This is a genomic window from Acinetobacter sp. FDAARGOS_558, from assembly GCF_003937785.1.
GTDB lineage: Bacteria > Pseudomonadota > Gammaproteobacteria > Pseudomonadales > Moraxellaceae > Acinetobacter > Acinetobacter baumannii.
The window spans coordinates 710,683-729,772 of the sequence record NZ_RKJH01000001.1 but is presented as its reverse complement, the minus strand read 5'-3'; the positions used below and the strand labels follow the sequence as shown (position 1 = coordinate 729,772).

The window sequence follows — 19,090 nt, the reverse complement described above, 5'->3', positions numbered from 1 at the left end:
TCATTCATTTAAATTTTTCGGGAAAATCGTTAAGCTATGGGCTGTTGAAGATGTACATATGAGATTATGAAACAGGAAACTGCACTTAAACTGCTAAAAGCAGGTGAAAATGTCTTTTTAACCGGTTCGGCTGGTGCAGGGAAAACCTATACACTCAATCAGTACATCCATTATTTAAAAGCGCGTAAAGTACCTGTAGCGATTACAGCGTCTACCGGTATTGCTGCAACGCATATGAATGGCATGACCATTCATACATGGGCTGGTATTGGCATCAAAGATCATCTAACTGACGATGACTTGAAACGGATGAAAGAGCGTAAATATCTCAAGGAACACCTTGAAAACGCGCAAGTTCTTGTGATTGATGAAATCTCAATGCTCCATGCGAAGCAGCTTAATCTGGTCAATCAGGTTTTAAAATATTTTAAAGAAAGTGATGAAGCATTCGGTGGCATTCAAGTGATTGTGGCTGGAGATTTCTTCCAGTTGCCACCTGTAGGCCGTAATGGTGAAGCCAACCGTGACAAGTTCTGTTTTATGTCTGATGCATGGGTCGAAGCCAAATTTCGGGTATGTTATTTAACAGAACAACACCGCCAAGATGATGAAATTCTGAATCAGATATTAAATGCGATTCGTGCGCAAAGTATTCAAACCGAGCATTTGCAAGCTTTGCATCAATCCCGTACTCATGACATTGGCGAAACCTTTACTCGTCTTTATACGCATAACATGGATGTCGACAATATCAATTATCAGCACTTAAACGAAATTGATAATGAAGGGCATCAATTTAATGCCGTTTTAGACGGTAATGAAAAATTATTAGAAACTTTAAAGTCTTCAGTTCGTGCTCCGGAAGAACTCACACTTAAAAAACATGCCAAAGTGATGTTTGTAAAAAACAACTTTGATATGGGTTATATCAACGGAAGTTTAGGTGAGGTGATCGGTTTTGAAGAAGATGACGAAAATGGGTTATTGCCAAAAGTAAAATTAACTGACGGTACAACTTTGCTGGTAGCACCTGAAACATGGTCAATTGAAAATGAAGCAGGAAAAGTCATTGCAAGTTTCCAGCAAATTCCACTTCGTTTGGCGTGGGCGATTACCATTCATAAAAGCCAAGGTATGACTTTGGAAGCTGCTGAAATTAACCTGATGCATACCTTTGAAAAAGGGCAAGGTTATGTTGCGCTCTCACGTTTGAAGTCTTTAACAGGGTTAAAATTATTAGGTTTTAATGAACAAGCTTTGGAGTTAGATAGTCTGGCGGTAAAAGCTGATCGCCGTTTTCAAGAACTTTCTAAAGAAGCCGAAGATAATTTTGCTAATGTCGATTTAACGGCTCAACATAAAGCCTTTATTCGTCATTGTGGTGGAACCTTAAATGAAACTGAAATTTCAAGAAATGAGAAAAAACTAGCGAGAGGCGAAAAGCAAAATTACGCCTCAGCGACTTTGGACGAAACTCGTGCATTGTTTGAAGAAGGCTACGAAATTGAAGATATTGCACATGAACGTGGTCTAACACCTGCAACCATTATTAATCACTTGGCTCGACTGCATAAAGAACAAAAGCTAGATATTTCGGTTGCCCATCCTGGTGAAGAAGTGGTCGAAGAAGTGCGTAAAATTTATAAGAAGTTGAAAAAACGCCAAAATCCGGATCATTTTTCTGATGATGGTTCGATCAAACTAAGACCAATTGTTGAAGCAACCAGCCCTCGAATGGGATATGATCAGGTTCGATTAGCTTTATTATTTATTGAATAAAGTTTAATTGGCTTAATGACTTATTATATAAATTGAGGTGGCTATGCCGCACGTTGTAGTTGATTATTCAGATAACTTAACTGGACTAAATGCAAAACAATTACTTGAAGAAATTAATACCACGCTCATTGAAACAGAGCTATTTAGTCCAGAAGACATTAAAAGTCGTGCACGTAGAGATGAGGTTTTTCTGATTGGCTTAGGGGTTGATCAAGCCTATATCCATGTAAAAGCCTATATTTTGTCGGGAAGAACTGCTGAACAAAAACAGCTTGTGGGTGAGCAATTATTAGCGGCGCTCAGCAACAAAAAATATCTACCACAAGAGTTTAATAAAGAAATTCAATTGTGTGTTGAGCTTATCGACATGCCAAGAGACGATTATTTTAAGCAAGTTGTATAACTCTAAAAAACGCAATTTCGATCAAGAATAGCAATGAGCACTATGTAAAAGTAGTCTGATCTTATTACCGACATCTACTTACTTTTAAAGTGAGTCTAGTGTAATTCAGGCATAGTTTAGGTTATGCCTGTTTATTTAAAAGTTTGATATCTGCGTATTGCTCAATCAGATTAGCATCTAACATATGGATATAATCCATAAATATGCTACTAAAACTACCCATCGTTTGAGCTTGATTTGCAGCAAGTTTACCTGCAATTGCAAAATGAATATGAGCTGAAAGGGCTGAAATGGTTGGTGTTGTCACAGCGCTATATGCTGCAATTAATGCACCCAAAGCGCAGCCAGTTGCAGTAATTTTAGGTTGTAAAGGACTTCCACCATTTACTTGAATTACAGCATCAACTTCGTTAGACAAAATATAATCTGATTCACCTGAAATAGCGATACAGCTTGCATGTGTTAAGAGCGACAAAGCTTGCTGATAAGCTTGGTCACTGCTTAAAGTGCTGTCTACACCTTTTGATTGAACCTGATTGCCTGCAAGCGTACTGATTTCTGAGGCATTACCACGTATAACGCTTGGCTTGAACTGTAAAAGCTCGTCTGTCATTTGACTACGCCAAGCTAATATTGGTCCATAGCCTACCGGATCGAGTACCCAAGGAACATTGTTAAGCTGTGCGGTCTTGGCAGAGATTTGCATGGCTTGCATTTGCTCTGAAGTCGGTGTGCCTAAATTAATGCTTAAAGCCGCTGAAATTTTGGTAAAGCTTTCTGCTTCATAAGGATTATCAATCATGGCAGGTGAAGCACCGGAAGCAAGTAATACATTGGCGGTGTAGTTGGCAGCAACGCTGTTGGTAATACATTGTACCAGCGGCGTTTTTGCCTGCATGTTTTGCCAAGCTTCAATCACCTGTTCAATGAGGTTGGATGTCGAAGTCATCTGATAATCCTTATTAAGCCAGAGATAAGAAAGTTAACGGGTAAAATAGTGATCTTGATGTTTGCAATTTTGGCAAATCAACGACACATAATCTGCTGCATCATAGTCCACGCTTAGATCATTTGAACCACAGTACATACAACGTTTAACCGAGTAAAAGTTTAAACGAGGTTCGATTTTTCGCCATGCTTTCCATACAGGTTGTACAAATATCTGTTCGTCATAACCTAAAAAGCGGTTAAATAATATATGGCTCATTTTACTGTAAGGAATATTGTAAGGGCGTGGCAACATCGAAGTTTCCCACTTTTCAGCCAAAGCTCGTTCCCGATATTGCTCTAAAGTTTTCTTTAATAGATTAGTATTAATAAACTTTTCATTTCGTGGCTGTAGTGCCTTTTGTTTATAAAGATATTCAAGTGCAGTCTGAATAAGATAATAAATTTGACCAATCGCCAATGAGTCCATTAAACGGTAGCAAAAGGCTTGAAAATTAGAGCTTCCTGCAATTTGGATACCCCAAGTTCGGCAATAGAACTGAGTGAACTGAATAATTTCTTGATAGAGCACCTGAAACAGCACGTCTTTCACTTCATCGGCACTACGAAATGGAATACCAAGACTTAGGTTTTCATAGAACCAGTGGCGTAGTTGCTGAGCTACACTAAATAAACTTGGGTCGCTATAGCCATCTAGACGAATATTTAAATAAAAGCACTGTGGTTCATCGGTTTGATCTTGTGTATTTAAAATCCCATCTTTATGAAGCTGTTTAATGAGATGGTTCTGGAACATCCAGTTGGGGGTAATAGGCTGATATTTTATCTGGTCCCAGTGAATATATTCGTCATGTGCAACATCGTCTCGTGCATAGTCATCGAGCAGACTAAGCAGAAAAAGTTTATTTAAAAAACTAAGTTGCTCCAGACTGCGCTGAGGTTGATCTTTTGACTTAAACTGGCGTTGTTCTTGTAATCTGGTCTGCTGTAAAAGCTTTTTTCTTTGTTTAGTGCATTGGTCGCAATGACACGTCATTTTTGTGTCTTTAAATACACGGTGTTGGCAATGGCTACATTCATGAAATTGAACGTCTTGCTCAAATTGTTCGGCATCTACCCAGTACATCGACGCTTGGCAGAGAGGGCAATGGCTACTTTCATCTAGCTGTTTTTGTAGAATTTGTAAGGCCATTTCGCTCCGAACGTTTAAATTAATCATGACTGACCTATTATACACAGCCGCATTGCCGATAGATGAGATTGTCTTTTTGTTTGATGCAAAAATAGAAAACCTAAAGTCTTTGTTCTGACTTTAGGTTTTCATAAGAGGTTAAAAGTTAAGATTAAACAGGGCACGGCAAGGTCTCATCATTTTGTCCAAGTTTTTTGGCATTGATCAGTGCCTGCACTTTTTTACTTGGTAATTTCACTTTACCTAAGGCGTCATACGTATTAACGATAGTGGTTACCTCCTGAGCAGTCATTGAAATACCTTCGGCAGACAAGAACACGGCAATTACATGGTGGTCGAGTCCTGCTGCATCTAGATCATGAATCGCTTTAATGTTTTCTAGTCGATGTAAATAAGCTTTTAATTCCATAGTGAGTTCCTCTTGTTCTGATTGAAATACTTATACTGGTATATTGGATAAGGCAAGAACCATGCCCAAAATGTAAGCAGCTCCTCAAAAATGTTAAAAGCGAAAGGAGTTTTATTTTTATTGTATAGATTGATTATATAAGCAGCGATTATCGTAATTTTGGTCTAATCTGTGCTAATAAAAGACGATTCTAATTTGAAATGTATAAATGAAGTCCCATTAATTTTATAAAGGTAAACAAACACAGTATGTATGAATGTGTATGATCAAGTTCATAAAATTCGTACTACGGTTTCCAAAAGTATATAAGGAATAAAGATGAATATTGCGGCGCAGCCTCCAGTTCAGGCAGATCAAACAGTTTATTTAAAAGATTATCAAAAACCTGCGTTCTTGGTTGAATCAATTAATCTTGATATTCAAGTCTATGACGATAAAACAATTGTTGATTCAACATTGGTCATGAAGCGTCAAACTGCTGGAGACTTAGTGCTACTGGGCCGTGATCTTGAGTTGCAATCTATTCAGCTCAATGGCCAAGATCTTACTCCTGCACAATATTCACTCGATAGTGAACAACTGGTGATCACTGATGCACCAGATGAAGTCATTTTACAAACTCAAGTGATTATTCACCCGGAAACCAACACTCAGCTTGAAGGTTTATATAAAGCTGGCGACTTATTTGTAACGCAAAATGAGCCTGAAGGTTTCCGTAAAATTACGTTCTATCCAGACCGTCCAGACGTACTTTCAGTTTTTACTACACGTGTAGAAGCAGACAAAAAATATCCGGTTTTACTTGCGAATGGTAACTTGCTTGAAACAGGTGAAGTTGGTGAAAACCGTCACTTTGCGATCTGGCAAGACCCGACTAAAAAGCCAAGCTATTTGTTTGCTTGTGTGATTGGTGATTTAGCTGTATTGAAAGACCGCTATACGACTTCGGAAGGACGTGATGTCGCTTTAGAAATCTATGCCATTGAGAAAGACATTCCAAAATGCCATATCGCAATGGAAGCTTTAAAACATTCTATGCGCTGGGATGAAGAGCACTATGGCCGTGCCTATGATCTCGACAACTATATGATTGTTGCGGTGAGCCAGTTCAACATGGGTGCCATGGAAAATAAAGGTTTAAATATCTTTAACACCTCATGCGTACTTGCCGATGAAGAATACACAACTGACGCAGCAATTATGCGTGTACAGTCTGTGATTGCCCATGAATATTTCCATAACTGGACAGGGAACCGTATTACTTGTCGTGACTGGTTCCAGTTGTGCTTAAAAGAAGGCTTAACGGTATTCCGTGATCAATCTTTCTCGGAAGATTTACAATCTGCTGCGGTTCAACGTATTGACGATGTCGCTGTTCTTAAATCACATCAATTCCCAGAAGATGCAGGTCCATTGTCGCACCCACCACGCCCAGACCACTTTGTAGAAATTAATAACTTCTATACAGCGACTGTTTATGAAAAAGGTGCGGAAATTAACCGCATGATGTCGACATTACTGGGTAAAGAAAAATTCCGTCTGGGAACGGATGAATATTTCCGCCGTCATGATGGACAAGCCGTAACTGTTGAAGACTGGGTTGCTGCACTCTCTGCAGGTTCAGGTGTTGATTTATCTGCATTCTTAACTTGGTATAACCAACCAGGCACACCAAAGCTTGAAGCGAAAGGTGAATATGATGCAGCAGCGCAAACTTATCGTTTAAGCTTTAAACAAAGCCTAAAAGCGCATCCGAAATATCCAAATTTAAAAGCTGTCCCAATTCCTGTAGCGTTGGCATTATTTAATGCGAAAACAGGTGAACAATATACGCTCCAAAGCGAAAGCCTATTTGTAAATGGTGTTAAAGATGGTGTGTATTTGTTTGACCAAGACGAGGCAGCTATTGAGTTTACAGGGGTAACTGAGCAACCTGTTGTTTCACTACTACGTAATTTCTCTGCACCTGTAAATCTGGTATTTGATTACAGTGATGAAGAATTAGCATTCTTAATTCAACATGAAACAAATGGTTTTAATCAATGGCAAGCAACACAAACCTTGCTTGAACGTATTTTGTTAGAAGATCACTCTGCGGATACCTATATTCAAGCTATTCAAAGCACATTGCCTGAATTGGTTGGTCGTGATCCACTTTTAGCATCGCGTTTGTTTGATGTACCAACTGAAGGTTATTTGGGTAGCCGTATTGATCAAAACTATGCACCAGCCGATATTCATGTAAAACGTGAAGCCTTACTCAATCGTTTGGCACAAGAGTTGGGTTCGTTCTGGAAAGATACGTACCTTACACTGGACCCTGACTTGCAAAAAGAATTCTCTTTAGCGATGGGTGTACGTGCATTAAAGAACATTATGCTCATGATGATGGCGCGTCAGGGTGATCAAAGTGCATTTGAATTAGCTTATGAGCAATATCAAAGTACGGGGAATATGTCTGAACGTTTAGGTGCGCTGCGTGTACTAGTGTGGCAAAGTGCGCCTCAAGCACAAGAAGCCCTAGCTGATTTCTATAACCGCTTTAAAGACGAAGCATTGTCTTTGGACCAATGGTTTATGATTCAGGCAGCAAATCCAAATGCTACAGTTGAGACAATTGAATATCTAACTCAGCATCCTGATTATGACTTAACCACACCAAACCGTATTCGCGCCGTGAGTGGTGGTTTGTCAAATAACCCTGAAAATACGTGGGGCTTTGGTGTAGCTCACTTTATTAATCTTGCAGAATATCTGGACGAGAAAAATCCGATTTTAGGTTCACGTTTATTACAGGTGTTATCTCGCTGGTATACGCTTGCCGAACCTCAGCGCACTCAAGTGCAACAGGCTTTACAAGCGTTGCAGCCTAAAGTGAAATCTAAAAACGTTTCTGAAACTTTAAATAGTATGCTGAGCGTTTAATTAGATTTTCTGAATTATTCATGTTTTCAAAGCGCTATTTCTTTAAAAGGGGTAGCGCTTTTTTATATTTTGAAACTTGGTCGTCATCAAAAACAGTTTGACTTAAAAAGACATTCTGTATATTTAATAATTAGTTCCAAAAAGGAACTGAATAGCAAAACAGGCAATTAAAAATAAAGGTGAATAAATGTCGGATATTATTTTGCATCAATGGGAAATTTCTCCATTTTGCCAAAAAATTGCAAGGGCTTTGAAATTTAAGGGAATCCCTTACGAAACGATTAATTACAACGGCATTCTTGGAGCGAAAGTACCTTTGCTCAGTAAAGTGGGCAAAGTACCTGTTATTGACCATAAAGGGCAACGTATACAAGACAGTACCCGTATCGCTCGCTACCTAGACGAAACCTTTCCGGATACACCTCGACTTTATCCCGAAGACCCAAATCAAAAAGCACTTGTAGAACTTTGGGAAGACTGGGCAGATGAATCACTCTATTTTTATGAAGTATATTTAAGAGTAAATGATTCGGAAGCTTTAGAAGAAGCAATTCGTATTAGCAGTATTGGCCGTCCTGCATATGAAAAACCTATGGTGAAGGGTTTTATTTTAGCTGAACTCAAAACACAGCTTTTCTTTCAAGGCTTGGGCAGAATGAAAGCTGAAAATGTTGAAGAAGAATTTATACGACACCTCGATCGTATTGAGCAGGTTTTATCACAAAGTGAATGGTTAGTGGGTGAGAATCAAACGATTGCAGACATAGCTGTAGTTGCTCAACTTGGTGAAGTCATTCGTACAAGTAAGAAGTTTGGTAAGGAAATCTTGGATCGTCCATTTATGGCAGAATGGTATAAAAAACAAATAGGTTGAGACGACTATGGCATCAGCAACACCAGATAAAATACGAGATTGTGCAGTTGTTATTGGCGTTGGGGCATCACAGGGCATTGGTGCTGCTGTCTGTCATCGCTTTGCAAAAGAGGGCTTAAAAGTTTACGTTGCTGGACGTACTTTCCAAAAAATTGAGGCAGTAGCTGCCGAAATTCATGCCAATGCAGGTGAAGCTGTGGCATTTCGTTTAGATGCAGAAGATATCAATCAAGTACAGGCATTGTTTGACACCATCATAAGTCAGAATGAACGCATTACTGCAGTTATTCATAATGTTGGGGGAAATATTCCCTCAATTTTTTTACGCAGTCCGTTATCGTTTTTTACTCAAATGTGGCAATCCACTTTTTTATCAGCCTATTTAGTTTCTCAAAGCTGTTTAAAAATATTTAAAGAACAAAACCACGGTACGCTTATTTTTACCGGAGCCAGTGCTTCGTTGCGTGGAAAGCCTTTTTTTGCAGCTTTCACTATGGGGAAATCTGCCTTGCGGACTTATGCATTAAACTTAGCTCAAATTTATAAAACTCAAGGCATTCATATTGCTCATGTCATTATTGATGGAATGGTGGATGGCGACAGAATTAATAAAGCTTTATTTGGTCTAGGACGTTTCATTCGACTCACACGGGGAACGGGTGGACTCAATATTAATGTAATAGCTGACAACTATTGGATGCTCTACCAGCAAAGCCCTGAGCTTTGGACACACGAGCTAGATTTACGTCCATACCAAGAAAAATTTTGAGAGACTCATATGCTAAAAACAATATTTCAGAAGTTTCAAAAAAAGCAGGGCTGTGTGGTTATTGCAGGTCATGATATAGAACTACTCGACCAGAACTTTGTAATTTTAGACAAAAATGAGCAATCTCCATTACATGTCTATCAAGCTGTGCATGATTCTAGCGTTCAGAATATACAAGTAAACCGTGTAAATGATGGCATAACGAGTGTCCGTTTAAACTTGGTGAATACTGAGCATATAAAAAGCTTACTAAAATATATTGCCAGCCATAGTCATAGCATTGAGTTATGCATGTTTCAGCCAAATTTTTCATCTGCGCCAAATATTGAAGCTTTATCTTTAGAAGAAATTGAGCACAGTTGGCAAACAACGGGTTTAAGCGCGGTGAGCGTGTCACAAGCAGTGATTAAACCAATGCTAAAGCAGCAGCGAGGCACTGTTATTTTTCTTGGAGCGCCATCTAATAACTCGGCTCACTACGATGTGTTAAGCCAAAGCATGTTTGCGAGTATTCGAGCGTTATCACAGTCATTGGCAAGAGAGTTTCAGCCCAAAGGAATACATGTGACATATTGCATGGTGGAAAAATGGGATGGGCAAAACCAGCACTTTATTTCATCTGTTAAACAAGTCTGTCAGCACATCTATCAACAACCTAACACTGCATGGAGTCAAGAGCTTAGCGTGTCTTGAGATTTTACTTTCGAGTGTTCTTAAAATAGAGTACTGCTTTGGAATGACAACAGAACAATAATTTTGAAGGTACTTAAATGTTAAATATTAAGAATATTCAACAAACGGTTAAAGTAGCGACTACAGTGGCAGCTTTGATGTGCTTTTCTTCACTGGCACAAGCATATCAATATGAGCAAACCGCGCGTTTAATTAACGAACGCTTATCTTATATGAAAGATGTCGCAGGTTATAAGGCAGAGCAGCATTTACCGATTGAAGATTTAACACAAGAAAAGAAAGTACTCGATCAATCGCTTTCTGAAGCCGACTCTTTTGGGCTTAACAGCGAAACAGTAAAGCCATTTATAGTGGCGCAAATGGATGTGGCTAAAGCAATCCAGTACCGTTATCGCGCCGACTGGTTGTCGAGTCCGGAAACCAACTGGAAGCCTCAAGACTTAAGCGAAGTACGCGTAAAAATTAGCGCTTTAAACACGGAGCTGCTAAAAAATATCGCCTATGAACTTAAGAAAAATAATAATAAAGCGCCTCATGGCTGTAGCTATATGTGGCCTGTTCAGCATCCTCAACTTAAAGAAGCTGACAAGAGGGCTTTATGTGTAACATTGAATAAAATGAAATTAAAACAATGAACCACCCAAAGCCGTTCCTATAAGCAAATTATTCAATCAACATTAAATCGGCAGTATTGGCAGATTTAAGTGGTCGTAAAGCAAAGGTTGAACGCGTGTGGCGGATTCCTTTAATCGAGTAGAGCTTTTTACGTAAAAAACGCTCGTAATGCTCGGCATCTTTTACGGCTACTTTCACCAAATAATCATAGTCGCCCGTAACTAAATGCGCTTCGACCACTTCCGGAATGTCTGCCAAAGCCTCGCTAAAGTTTTCTAACATTTCATCATCGTGGCGTTCTAGGGTAATTTCAATAAAAAACAACTCATGAATGCCAATCGCTTTGGGGTTTACGTTTACGGTATAGCCTTCAATAATTTTTAGACTTTCTAAACGTTTGAGTCGAGTCCAGCAAGGCGAAGATGAAAGCCCGACTTCTTCGGCGAGCTGTGCAACCGTTAAACGGCCATTTCTACGTAGGGCAGATAATATTTTCCGATCTATGCGATCTAGTGTGTATTCTGTGCTGTTCAAAATATAAACCAAAGAAGATTCTTCTGTTAATTTTAAATATACGTGATTTTTATGCTGATATCATTTAAAAAAACTGAAAATTCAGTAAACATTTTGAGTGACACAGCCATACACTATTTCTATGCATCGGACTCTACTGGATAGGAGTTGTGATGAAGCAAAGAGCACTGTTTCAGTAAGGGTGACTAAACAGTGCTCTTTGCGGATCTTACCCAAAAATCAAATATCAGGAATTTTTGATTCATACATTAGAATCATCAAATATTGGTTAAATAATAAATATATTCTTATTGATCATAGCGCTCATCTTTCCAAGAATCTTATTAAATATCCTAAATGGCTAAATATTATTATTGAAATTCATAAAAGCACATACTTTAATCCCTAACCAATGTACTAATTTAACAATTAAATAGGGAAGTAAAATAAATAATATATACTTGTTAAAACTTAATCACCTAATTTTAATAAGGTGATTAAATATTCGAAAGAGAAGAAGTTTATCCTATTTTCTTTATTATTAATAGACACTTAGAGATAATTATTATTTAATACGCCCGCAATATTATGACTAATACTTTTAATAACTTTGTCGGGGAAATAATGCGTAATTTTTTAGTAACGATTTTCACTTTATTAGTAGGAACATCAATTTATGCGAGTCAAGAATCTAGAAATCTTCTAGAGCAAACACAATGTGAGAAAGCAGTAGAGCTTCATGGTTTTTTAAGCCGAGCTCAACTTGATTGTAACTATCACTATTATTCAGAAGAGTTAAAAGAGGCTGCCGCAAAATGTACTAAACATGATCTCGGCGAAAAATATGGTAGAGAGGTTATGAAATTTGGGATGAAGGAATTTGAAGAGCGGAAGAAAGAGGACACACAGGGCCACTTTTGTCATAAGGTTTTAAAAGAATTTCCAAAATATATTAAACAATAAAAAATAAGGTTTTAAAAACCTCTTCTAGCAAGCCGATAAGATGGATTTAATTATTCATTTTATCGGTCTATAAATTTACTAGTTAAATTAGAGAATAATTCTTAAAAAATTAGCTAATATAAAACTTCACCTTGTTTTAGATCTAACAACAATCATTTTTCTGTTTGAATCCCTTATTGTAACCATAAAAATAACATTTCCCTCTTTGGATTAGCCGTTCGTTATGTATTATGGAGGAAAAATAAGCATCAGTCGGCATTCAAAGTCTTAATTAATATAGCGGATTACATTTTAAGTTTACTTATATTTTTAAATTTCAAAAATAAAAGATTCTAGAATGGATGACTAAATCTTAAGTAAAGTTATTTTATAGAGTTTTTAAAGCTTTATTTCTAGCCAATATCACATTGACACCTAAAACCCCTCCGATTATCCTTTGCCTGCTGGCCTACATTGCCAGTTGGTTTTAGCAGACCATTAGCCAAAGAACACGAAAAAGTAATCACTTTTTTGTGGGAATCCCTGCGTGCCCCCTCTGCGGCGGAACGGGAGGGGGACACCTTCGGGTGTGCTGGATTCTTTGGCTCCAGTCTGCTAACCCTCTTTCGTTTCGCCACCATTATTTAGCAGTAATGTGGTGAAACTTCTTTATAGCCAAAGGAGTTCGCTATGCGTACTAATTCTTCTCATTTATTGGTTTTTGCCAAAGTCTTTCTGTCTATACCACTTAAACAGTCTATAAAGCGGTTGAATCGACTTTAGGTTTTTGCACCTTAAAAATCGTTACGACTCAAAAATCATAGCAACAATAAACCCGAGATAGGCGAGCACATCTTTATTGTGCGGCTTTTGCATGTCTGTTTTTAGCGCTCAATTTAAGAGTGACGGCATGTCTATCTCTTTTATATACAACAAAAAATTATTTTAAGCGGTATAACTATGCCAAATTTAGAAGCTTCATTTAGAGCACTTAGAGTGCTTCACACAGCAAGAGATTTATTTAAACAATACGGATTTCACAAGGTTGGTGTCGACCGAATTATTGCTGAGTCCAAAATTACCAAAGCCACCTTTTACAACTATTTCCACTCTAAAGAAAGACTCATTGAAATGTGCTTAACCTTTCAAAAGGACGGGTTAAAAGAAGAAGTATTTTCTATTATTTATTCATACCGTGAACTTATGGTATTTGATAAGCTCAAGAAAATCTTTTTTCTGCATGCCAACCTCGAAGGGCTATACCGTTTACCTTTACAGGCCATTTTTGAAATTGAAAAATTTTATCCCACTGCCTACAAGGTGGTGGTTGATTATAGAAACTGGTTGGTGAACCAAATACATCAATTACTTTTAACCATTAAAGCCACAGCTACACTCGAAGACGCCTATATGTTTTTGTTTGTGATTGATGGGGCAATGGTCCAGCTTTTGAGTAAAGATAGAATAGATGAACGAGATAAATTATTAGATTATTTTTTAGTAATGATGTCCTAGACTAAAATAAAAGCCCCGATAATGGGGCTTTTATAATGTTAGCTACTAACTAAAATCTCAATTACCACTTATGGCTATAAGTCACTTTTAACGTTACACCATTTGCAACTAAGTGACTGGTATTATCGCTTGTTCTTAATAATTGGCTATATAGAGGATAGTACTTGCGGTTAAACATATTCTCTAAACCAATCGTCATGGTGTCTTTTTCATTAAGTGCAAAGCTACTGATTAAATCTGCTGTTGTATAAGATTTTACATCGTAGCGACCAAAACTATTCTTGCCGTTTAGGCGGTAATCTTCTGAACCGAAGTAAGTAGCTTGTAAACGGTTTGTCCAAGTTTCTGTTGGGCTATAAGAAATATAACCTGTCAGTTTTAATGGCGGAATACGGAAGCCTGTCATGTCTTGTTCAGCACCATCTTGCGGTTTTTCGCGGCCTTTCATCCACGTAACACTACCACCAGTTCCCCAAACATTGGCATCGTCCATATAGTCAAAAGTTGCTTCAACACCAGTGACTTTTTCTTTGGTTCTAGTAAGTGCCAGACCATTGCTGAAAGACTGCACAGCGCCTAGATCAGAAGTAGAGTGGAAGACTGCTAAGCTTGATGAAAAGTTATTGAAGTTCCCTTTCCAGCCCAACTCATAGTTATCAACTTTTACAGGTTCTAAAAATGAAGATGATAATTCATAATTTTTTTTCTTATCAGTATTATCTGCATTACGAATAATTACACCAACATCGGGTAATTGAAAACCTTGGTTAAACGATGCATAAATCGAGTGCTGGTCATTTGGAGAGAAAGTTACATTAGCATTGTACAACCATGCATCAGCTTTTACTTTCCCACCTTGATATACATAAGGGTTTGGCTTATATGATTGTGTTTTAGGATCAAATTGTGATAATGGAATAAAACTATCAATTTGGGCATAGCTATCTTCATAGCGTGTACCTGCTTCAGCCGACCATTGGTCATTAAAGCGATGTTTTAACTGTACAAAGCCACCAACACTTTGTGTGGTAAGTTCAGGTAAATAAATGAGCTTACCAGTTTTTACAAACTCTAGGCCACCAGATTGGTCATAAATATCAGGATTGAAAGTATCTAAAGGCATTTCGCTTTTTTCACGGCTAAAGTCACCACCCCAAACCAGTGAGGTGTCACCTAAAAACTCAAGCGGTGTGGTAACAGTTAAACGGCTACCGAGTATGTTATTTTCTTGATAGATCTGGTCTACGTTTCCACCCCGATTCGGATTTTTACGTGCATCAAATGGTGAAAAACGGGTAAAGAAGTCGCGGTAATAAATTTGAGCATCAACCTTATTGCCAAAAAAGTCTTTATGGTTATAGGTTAAATTGTAGATCTGGTTTTCGTTTTTATTTTGGTCTTTGAGCTTTAAGCCTTTAATGGCTTTGGCTGGTACGGTTCCGGCAGGGGCATTCTTCACACTTGGGTCAGATGCATAATCTGAATCTTGCTCGGCATTATAGTAGTTTGCAGCAAACTGAACATATTGGTTGTCATCAATATGGTAACCAAGCTTACCGCCGATGCTATAGCCGTCAGAATCATATAAATCTCCTTGACTTGGTTCTGGAGCAACACGGTCACCACTTGCATCGTACGGACTACCAATACGTTGGTAACCAAAGTCGAGTGCATAGTCAAAAGCGTTAAAGCTGCCTGTGAAATATTGATGAATATCGCCACTTAAAGCATTAGAACGGAAGTTTGTTAAAGGTGTTTGTAGCCCAACGACTGTTTTAGCTGTAGGTTCGCCACCAGCCGCTTTCGTGGTAATTGAAATAATACCGCCAGAAGCGCCACCACCATAAATTGCGTTACTACCGCGAATGACTTCAATGTTAGCAATACTTTCAGGGTCGATAGCTGAAAGACCTCTTGATGTGTCACGTGTCAGGTTCATTGGAACACCATCGACCAAGATGAGAGCATTACGGCCCCGTAAAGTTTGACCATAATCGGTAATGGTTCGGCTTGAGTCGGAAAGGCCCGGTACGGCTTTAGCTAAAACAGTTGCAATATTCCCAGATGAACCATTTCTTAAAAGTTCAATTTGTTTTTCATCTAGCTTCGTCACTTGTTTGGCAGATGTAGAAAGTTCATCTGCACGTGAAGCGGTGATTGTAATTGTAGGGAGTGCTTCAGGCTTTTTTTCAGCATCTGTTGTCTCAGAAGGCGAGGCTGCAAAGGCCGAGTTTGAGAGAAAGATGGCTCCACCAAGTGATAGAAGTGGAATGATATTTTTTGCTTCAGACTTCCTAGTAAAAAGTTTATTACTTTTTATCTTATTTCCCATTTTCTCGCCCTGAGAGTGATTGTAAATTCGTCGAATTATAAATGAGAATGATTTTAATTAATAATATTATTAATCTATATAATAGAAGTATTTGTGGCTCTTAAATAAACATAAATAACAAAAGATCTTCTAAGAGAGTTAAGAGTTTTGATTAATTTAATATATTTAAAAAAGTCTTAAAACTTGTTCATATGTAGCATTCTTAAGGAATAAAAATCTCTTTTTATATAAGTACAAAGAGAAGCAGTGACTTGAGATCAATATCTTTCCACCTATTCCATACTTGTTAATCTATTTATTGTCTAGTCGAATAGTAGTGATCAGCTTTTATCTAATTTTACGATTGAATATTACTTCCTTGTTGTATTTATGACGACATATGTAAACAAGCCTTAATCTATAACACATGAACACTTTAAAATTATTGAAAATAAAGTTTTAAGGTGTAGGTTTTGGATTTTTTTAATTTTTATCGTGATCTTCAAGCTGAGTTAAGCAACTATCCTTGGCTAGAAATGCTAGTTTCGCTCACACTTTTGATCCTTTTTGCTGCATTAGCAAATTTCATTGCTAAACGAATTATTGTTCGGGGAATACGTCATTTAGTGACTAAAATTAAGTCACTCAACCAGTCGGTTTTTGCCCAGCATAGTGTCATTAAGCGATTTGCCAATATTGTGCCGGCCATTGTCATTATGAACGGTATTACTACCGTTCCGCATTTGTCGGAAAAAGCGGTTGCTTTGGTACAGATGGGCGCACAGGCATTTATTTTTCTCACGATTGCGCTCACCATTAGTGAATTATTAAATATATTTAATTTAATCTATCAGCGTAATCCAAAATCTAGAAACAAGCCGATTAAAGGTTACTTGCAACTCGTTAAACTCATTATTTTTGTTGTCTGCGGATTAATGATTTTGGGTACATTCCTGAAAAAGGATGTATTTACGTTGTTGGCTGGCTTCGGTGCAATGGCAGCCGTATTAATGTTAGTTTTCCAAAATACAATTTTGTCATTGGTCGCGAGTGTACAAATTGCCTCTTATGACATGGTACGTATTGGGGACTGGATTGAAATGCCATCGCTCAATGCTGATGGTGATGTCATTGATATTTCATTGCACACAGTGACCGTTCAAAACTTTGATAAAACATACACCACGATTCCAACCAATAAACTAGTGACAGACACTTTTAAAAACTGGCGTGGTATGAGTAATGCGGGCTGTCGCCGTATGAAGCGTTCTCTTTATATCGATCAAACTAGCGTGCACTTCATGACCGAAGAAGAGCAACAAAAACTCAAAGATTTTTTATTGCTAGATCAATACCTCAATGCCAAGCAATCTGAGATTGACGAATTTAATAAGCATTTAGGTAGTCAGTCACGTTATAACAAAAGACGCTTAACCAATATTGGAACATTTAGAGCATATGTTGAATTCTATTTGCGCCAGCATAAGGGGATTGCTCAAAATCAAACGCTTATTGTTCGCCAACTACAACCAACGAGTGAAGGTCTACCATTAGAAATTTATGCATTTACCAATACCACTGCATGGGTTTCTTATGAAGCAATTCAGTCCGATATTTTTGATCATCTGATTGCGATTTTGCCTGAGTTTGGCTTAAGAGTGTATCAGGCACCTTCAGGCCATGATTTTCAGAAATTAACAGTAGAATAAACAACTGTTAGCGTGCTATCTATTTTATTTTCAAATAGATAGCATCTTTTTAATAATTTTATACATTAATTTATAACTATTCTTAGAAAATTATTATTAAATAGCTGTATAAGTTGACTTTGAAAGCTACATGCACATTGTAGCTTAAAAGATTTTAAGCAAACTCAATCTAAAACTTGCAGGAGTAAGGCTTAAGTAACAAATTTGACACTTTGAACAAAGAAAATACTAAATGTTTAAGAATAACAAACAATAAAGTTGCTTTACTAAGATTTGTTAGGTGAGTTGGAGTGTTTGAATGGCTACAGCAATTGAGAACAGAGCTAGACAACTTAAAAACGCTAAACGTGGAGGATATGCGCCAACCATTGCCAAAGACGTAAACAAACATAAAGTACAAAAAATAAGGAGAGCTCTAGACGAAGCCCGGCGATATGTGAGTGAACTAAATGACGAAACGGTTATCTTTGACGATCAGGACGCAAGGCAAAAGGCAGAAGGAGCCAAAGCAATTATTGAAATGTTTGAAGCAGCTTTAAGCGGTGCGTGAGCAGCATCAAACTAAAACATAATCATAAAAGACCTTGCTGAAGACACGGTTAACGTTCTAGCCCCTCGACTAGGCAACTTGGTTATTCAGCAAGGCAGTAAAATAAAAATAATTCAAATATTTCTATATTCTATTTTTTACTCAAAAAAACCAAAAAAATACCGGTCAAATAATATTATTGATGAGCTTAATTTTTTTAGAAAATTATTACTAACTATAAAAATTTTTCGGAGTTAAAATGTGATGGATTTTACATTTCTATTCATTGCTGTGGTTCGTTATGGAAGTCAGTTTCAGAACACTCTTATAGATTACATTTGGTATTTCAATACTTACATATTGCAATAATATATTCATCATACTTCCCTAAAAGTCTGATCAATCGCGATGGTCAATATAAGAGGGAAGGAAATATGCCAAAATTTCTAATAATTGCCGAGAAGGTTTATAAAAAACTAGAAGAAGATAAATTGTTTTCAGATAACCTGATCGAACAACTAAATAACTTGGTCAGTATTATTCGTAAAGAGATAAAGGGAACTCCCTGTAAACTCAAATACAATTTTATCGATTTTGAAGAATGCCTAAGTAAACCTTTAAGTGAATGCACGATTAAACTCGACATGAGTTTAATGCCTAAATATAAAAATAAAGGTGAATATATTATGTGGCTAGCGAGCTTTATTGAAAGAATCACGGTTGGCGGGCAGCCAAAATTACCACCACTTTCAAGTATTGTGCCAGCCGACTTTAACGCAAAAAAAGAAGCTCAGACGGTAGTTGAAAATAAAAAAGCAGTATCGGAAGAAAATGCAAAGATGATTGTGAATTATTTTAATTCTGAAGAATATCAGAAAAATAATAAAAAAATAAATCTGGTTTAAAACCATATAAAAGTGTGTGTCCACCGCACTTTTATAATCGCTGGAAAATTTCAGCAACC

Annotated in this window: 17 protein-coding genes; 12 read left to right on the top strand and 5 right to left on the bottom strand. The window is 37.5% G+C overall.

Annotation, left to right across the window (positions count from 1 at the left end):
* Nucleotides 1-66: 66 nt before the first annotated feature.
* Nucleotides 67-1,779: an AAA family ATPase gene (locus EGT34_RS03505; RefSeq protein WP_000808297.1), complete on the top strand. Its 1,713-nt coding sequence runs from the start codon at nt 67-69 to the stop codon at nt 1,777-1,779.
* A 43-nt stretch (nt 1,780-1,822) separates the two neighbouring features.
* Entirely contained in the window at nt 1,823-2,182 is a 360-nt protein-coding gene (locus EGT34_RS03500; protein WP_001120984.1) for a 5-carboxymethyl-2-hydroxymuconate Delta-isomerase, read from the top strand.
* 121 nt (nt 2,183-2,303) lie between these two features.
* On the opposite strand, the gene thiM is transcribed toward EGT34_RS03500, so the two are convergent.
* From thiM to EGT34_RS03485, 3 genes are all read right to left on the bottom strand, one after another.
* Nucleotides 2,304-3,131, bottom strand: coding sequence for a hydroxyethylthiazole kinase (thiM, locus tag EGT34_RS03495; protein WP_000204856.1), 828 nt, complete (start codon nt 3,129-3,131; stop codon nt 2,304-2,306).
* Between the two features lie 33 nt (nt 3,132-3,164).
* Nucleotides 3,165-4,322: a hypothetical protein gene (locus EGT34_RS03490; protein ID WP_001207856.1), complete on the bottom strand. Its 1,158-nt coding sequence runs from the start codon at nt 4,320-4,322 to the stop codon at nt 3,165-3,167.
* A gap of 151 nt (nt 4,323-4,473) precedes the next feature.
* A complete protein-coding gene (locus EGT34_RS03485) occupies nt 4,474-4,731 on the bottom strand; it encodes a hypothetical protein (RefSeq protein WP_000420541.1) in 258 nt (85 codons plus the stop codon).
* 318 nt (nt 4,732-5,049) lie between these two features.
* On the opposite strand from EGT34_RS03485, the gene pepN reads away from it, so the two are divergent.
* The 5 genes from pepN to EGT34_RS03460 all read left to right on the top strand — a co-directional run bounded on the left by pepN (nt 5,050) and on the right by EGT34_RS03460 (nt 10,627).
* Nucleotides 5,050-7,656: an aminopeptidase N gene (gene pepN / locus EGT34_RS03480; protein ID WP_001017217.1), complete on the top strand. Its 2,607-nt coding sequence runs from the start codon at nt 5,050-5,052 to the stop codon at nt 7,654-7,656.
* Nucleotides 7,657-7,843: 187 nt separating this feature from the next.
* Complete coding sequence (locus EGT34_RS03475; RefSeq protein ID WP_001279988.1) at nt 7,844-8,530, top strand: glutathione S-transferase family protein; 687 nt, start codon at nt 7,844-7,846, stop codon at nt 8,528-8,530.
* A 7-nt stretch (nt 8,531-8,537) separates the two neighbouring features.
* On the top strand, nt 8,538-9,299 hold the full coding sequence (locus tag EGT34_RS03470) for an SDR family NAD(P)-dependent oxidoreductase (RefSeq protein WP_000135429.1): 762 nt from the start codon (nt 8,538-8,540) through the stop codon (nt 9,297-9,299).
* A 9-nt stretch (nt 9,300-9,308) separates the two neighbouring features.
* On the top strand, nt 9,309-9,992 hold the full coding sequence (locus EGT34_RS03465) for an SDR family NAD(P)-dependent oxidoreductase (RefSeq protein ID WP_000920699.1): 684 nt from the start codon (nt 9,309-9,311) through the stop codon (nt 9,990-9,992).
* 77 nt (nt 9,993-10,069) lie between these two features.
* On the top strand, nt 10,070-10,627 hold the full coding sequence (locus EGT34_RS03460) for a chorismate mutase (RefSeq protein WP_000932095.1): 558 nt from the start codon (nt 10,070-10,072) through the stop codon (nt 10,625-10,627).
* A gap of 28 nt (nt 10,628-10,655) precedes the next feature.
* Here EGT34_RS03460 and EGT34_RS03455 read toward each other — a convergent pair whose 3' ends face one another.
* On the bottom strand, nt 10,656-11,141 hold the full coding sequence (locus tag EGT34_RS03455; protein ID WP_001089197.1) for an Lrp/AsnC family transcriptional regulator: 486 nt from the start codon (nt 11,139-11,141) through the stop codon (nt 10,656-10,658).
* Nucleotides 11,142-11,744: 603 nt separating this feature from the next.
* Here EGT34_RS03455 and EGT34_RS03445 point away from each other — a divergent pair.
* Together EGT34_RS03445 and EGT34_RS03440 are read left to right on the top strand one after the other, a co-directional pair.
* Entirely contained in the window at nt 11,745-12,083 is a 339-nt protein-coding gene (locus EGT34_RS03445; protein WP_001243511.1) for a hypothetical protein, read from the top strand.
* Between the two features lie 939 nt (nt 12,084-13,022).
* The gene (locus tag EGT34_RS03440; RefSeq protein WP_001133113.1) at nt 13,023-13,577 is read left to right on the top strand and encodes a TetR/AcrR family transcriptional regulator; all 555 of its coding nucleotides are present in this window, start codon (nt 13,023-13,025) and stop codon (nt 13,575-13,577) included.
* Nucleotides 13,578-13,638: 61 nt separating this feature from the next.
* Here EGT34_RS03440 and EGT34_RS03435 read toward each other — a convergent pair whose 3' ends face one another.
* A complete protein-coding gene (locus EGT34_RS03435; protein WP_000527028.1) occupies nt 13,639-15,909 on the bottom strand; it encodes a TonB-dependent receptor in 2,271 nt (756 codons plus the stop codon).
* Nucleotides 15,910-16,361: 452 nt separating this feature from the next.
* On the opposite strand from EGT34_RS03435, the gene EGT34_RS03430 reads away from it, so the two are divergent.
* The 3 genes from EGT34_RS03430 to EGT34_RS03420 all read left to right on the top strand — a co-directional run bounded on the left by EGT34_RS03430 (nt 16,362) and on the right by EGT34_RS03420 (nt 19,031).
* Complete coding sequence (locus tag EGT34_RS03430) at nt 16,362-17,597, top strand: mechanosensitive ion channel family protein (protein WP_000345328.1); 1,236 nt, start codon at nt 16,362-16,364, stop codon at nt 17,595-17,597.
* A 298-nt stretch (nt 17,598-17,895) separates the two neighbouring features.
* Entirely contained in the window at nt 17,896-18,147 is a 252-nt protein-coding gene (locus tag EGT34_RS03425) for a hypothetical protein (protein ID WP_000179474.1), read from the top strand.
* 413 nt (nt 18,148-18,560) lie between these two features.
* On the top strand, nt 18,561-19,031 hold the full coding sequence (locus tag EGT34_RS03420; protein WP_001123841.1) for a hypothetical protein: 471 nt from the start codon (nt 18,561-18,563) through the stop codon (nt 19,029-19,031).
* The last annotated feature ends 59 nt before the right edge of the window (nt 19,032-19,090 follow it).

Bases quoted from the DNA above. Each gene is read 5' to 3' on its own strand.
- EGT34_RS03505 (WP_000808297.1), top strand. From the start codon at position 67: ATGAAACAGGAAACTGCACTTAAACTGCTAAAAGCAGGTGAAAATGTC.
- EGT34_RS03500 (WP_001120984.1), top strand. From the start codon at position 1,823: ATGCCGCACGTTGTAGTTGATTATTCAGATAACTTAACTGGACTAAAT.
- thiM (WP_000204856.1), bottom strand. From the start codon at position 3,131: ATGACTTCGACATCCAACCTCATTGAACAGGTGATTGAAGCTTGGCAA.
- EGT34_RS03490 (WP_001207856.1), bottom strand. From the start codon at position 4,322: ATGGCCTTACAAATTCTACAAAAACAGCTAGATGAAAGTAGCCATTGC.
- EGT34_RS03485 (WP_000420541.1), bottom strand. From the start codon at position 4,731: ATGGAATTAAAAGCTTATTTACATCGACTAGAAAACATTAAAGCGATT.
- pepN (WP_001017217.1), top strand. From the start codon at position 5,050: ATGAATATTGCGGCGCAGCCTCCAGTTCAGGCAGATCAAACAGTTTAT.
- EGT34_RS03475 (WP_001279988.1), top strand. From the start codon at position 7,844: ATGTCGGATATTATTTTGCATCAATGGGAAATTTCTCCATTTTGCCAA.
- EGT34_RS03470 (WP_000135429.1), top strand. From the start codon at position 8,538: ATGGCATCAGCAACACCAGATAAAATACGAGATTGTGCAGTTGTTATT.
- EGT34_RS03465 (WP_000920699.1), top strand. From the start codon at position 9,309: ATGCTAAAAACAATATTTCAGAAGTTTCAAAAAAAGCAGGGCTGTGTG.
- EGT34_RS03460 (WP_000932095.1), top strand. From the start codon at position 10,070: ATGTTAAATATTAAGAATATTCAACAAACGGTTAAAGTAGCGACTACA.
- EGT34_RS03445 (WP_001243511.1), top strand. From the start codon at position 11,745: ATGCGTAATTTTTTAGTAACGATTTTCACTTTATTAGTAGGAACATCA.
- EGT34_RS03440 (WP_001133113.1), top strand. From the start codon at position 13,023: ATGCCAAATTTAGAAGCTTCATTTAGAGCACTTAGAGTGCTTCACACA.
- EGT34_RS03435 (WP_000527028.1), bottom strand. From the start codon at position 15,909: ATGGGAAATAAGATAAAAAGTAATAAACTTTTTACTAGGAAGTCTGAA.
- EGT34_RS03425 (WP_000179474.1), top strand. From the start codon at position 17,896: ATGGCTACAGCAATTGAGAACAGAGCTAGACAACTTAAAAACGCTAAA.
- EGT34_RS03420 (WP_001123841.1), top strand. From the start codon at position 18,561: ATGCCAAAATTTCTAATAATTGCCGAGAAGGTTTATAAAAAACTAGAA.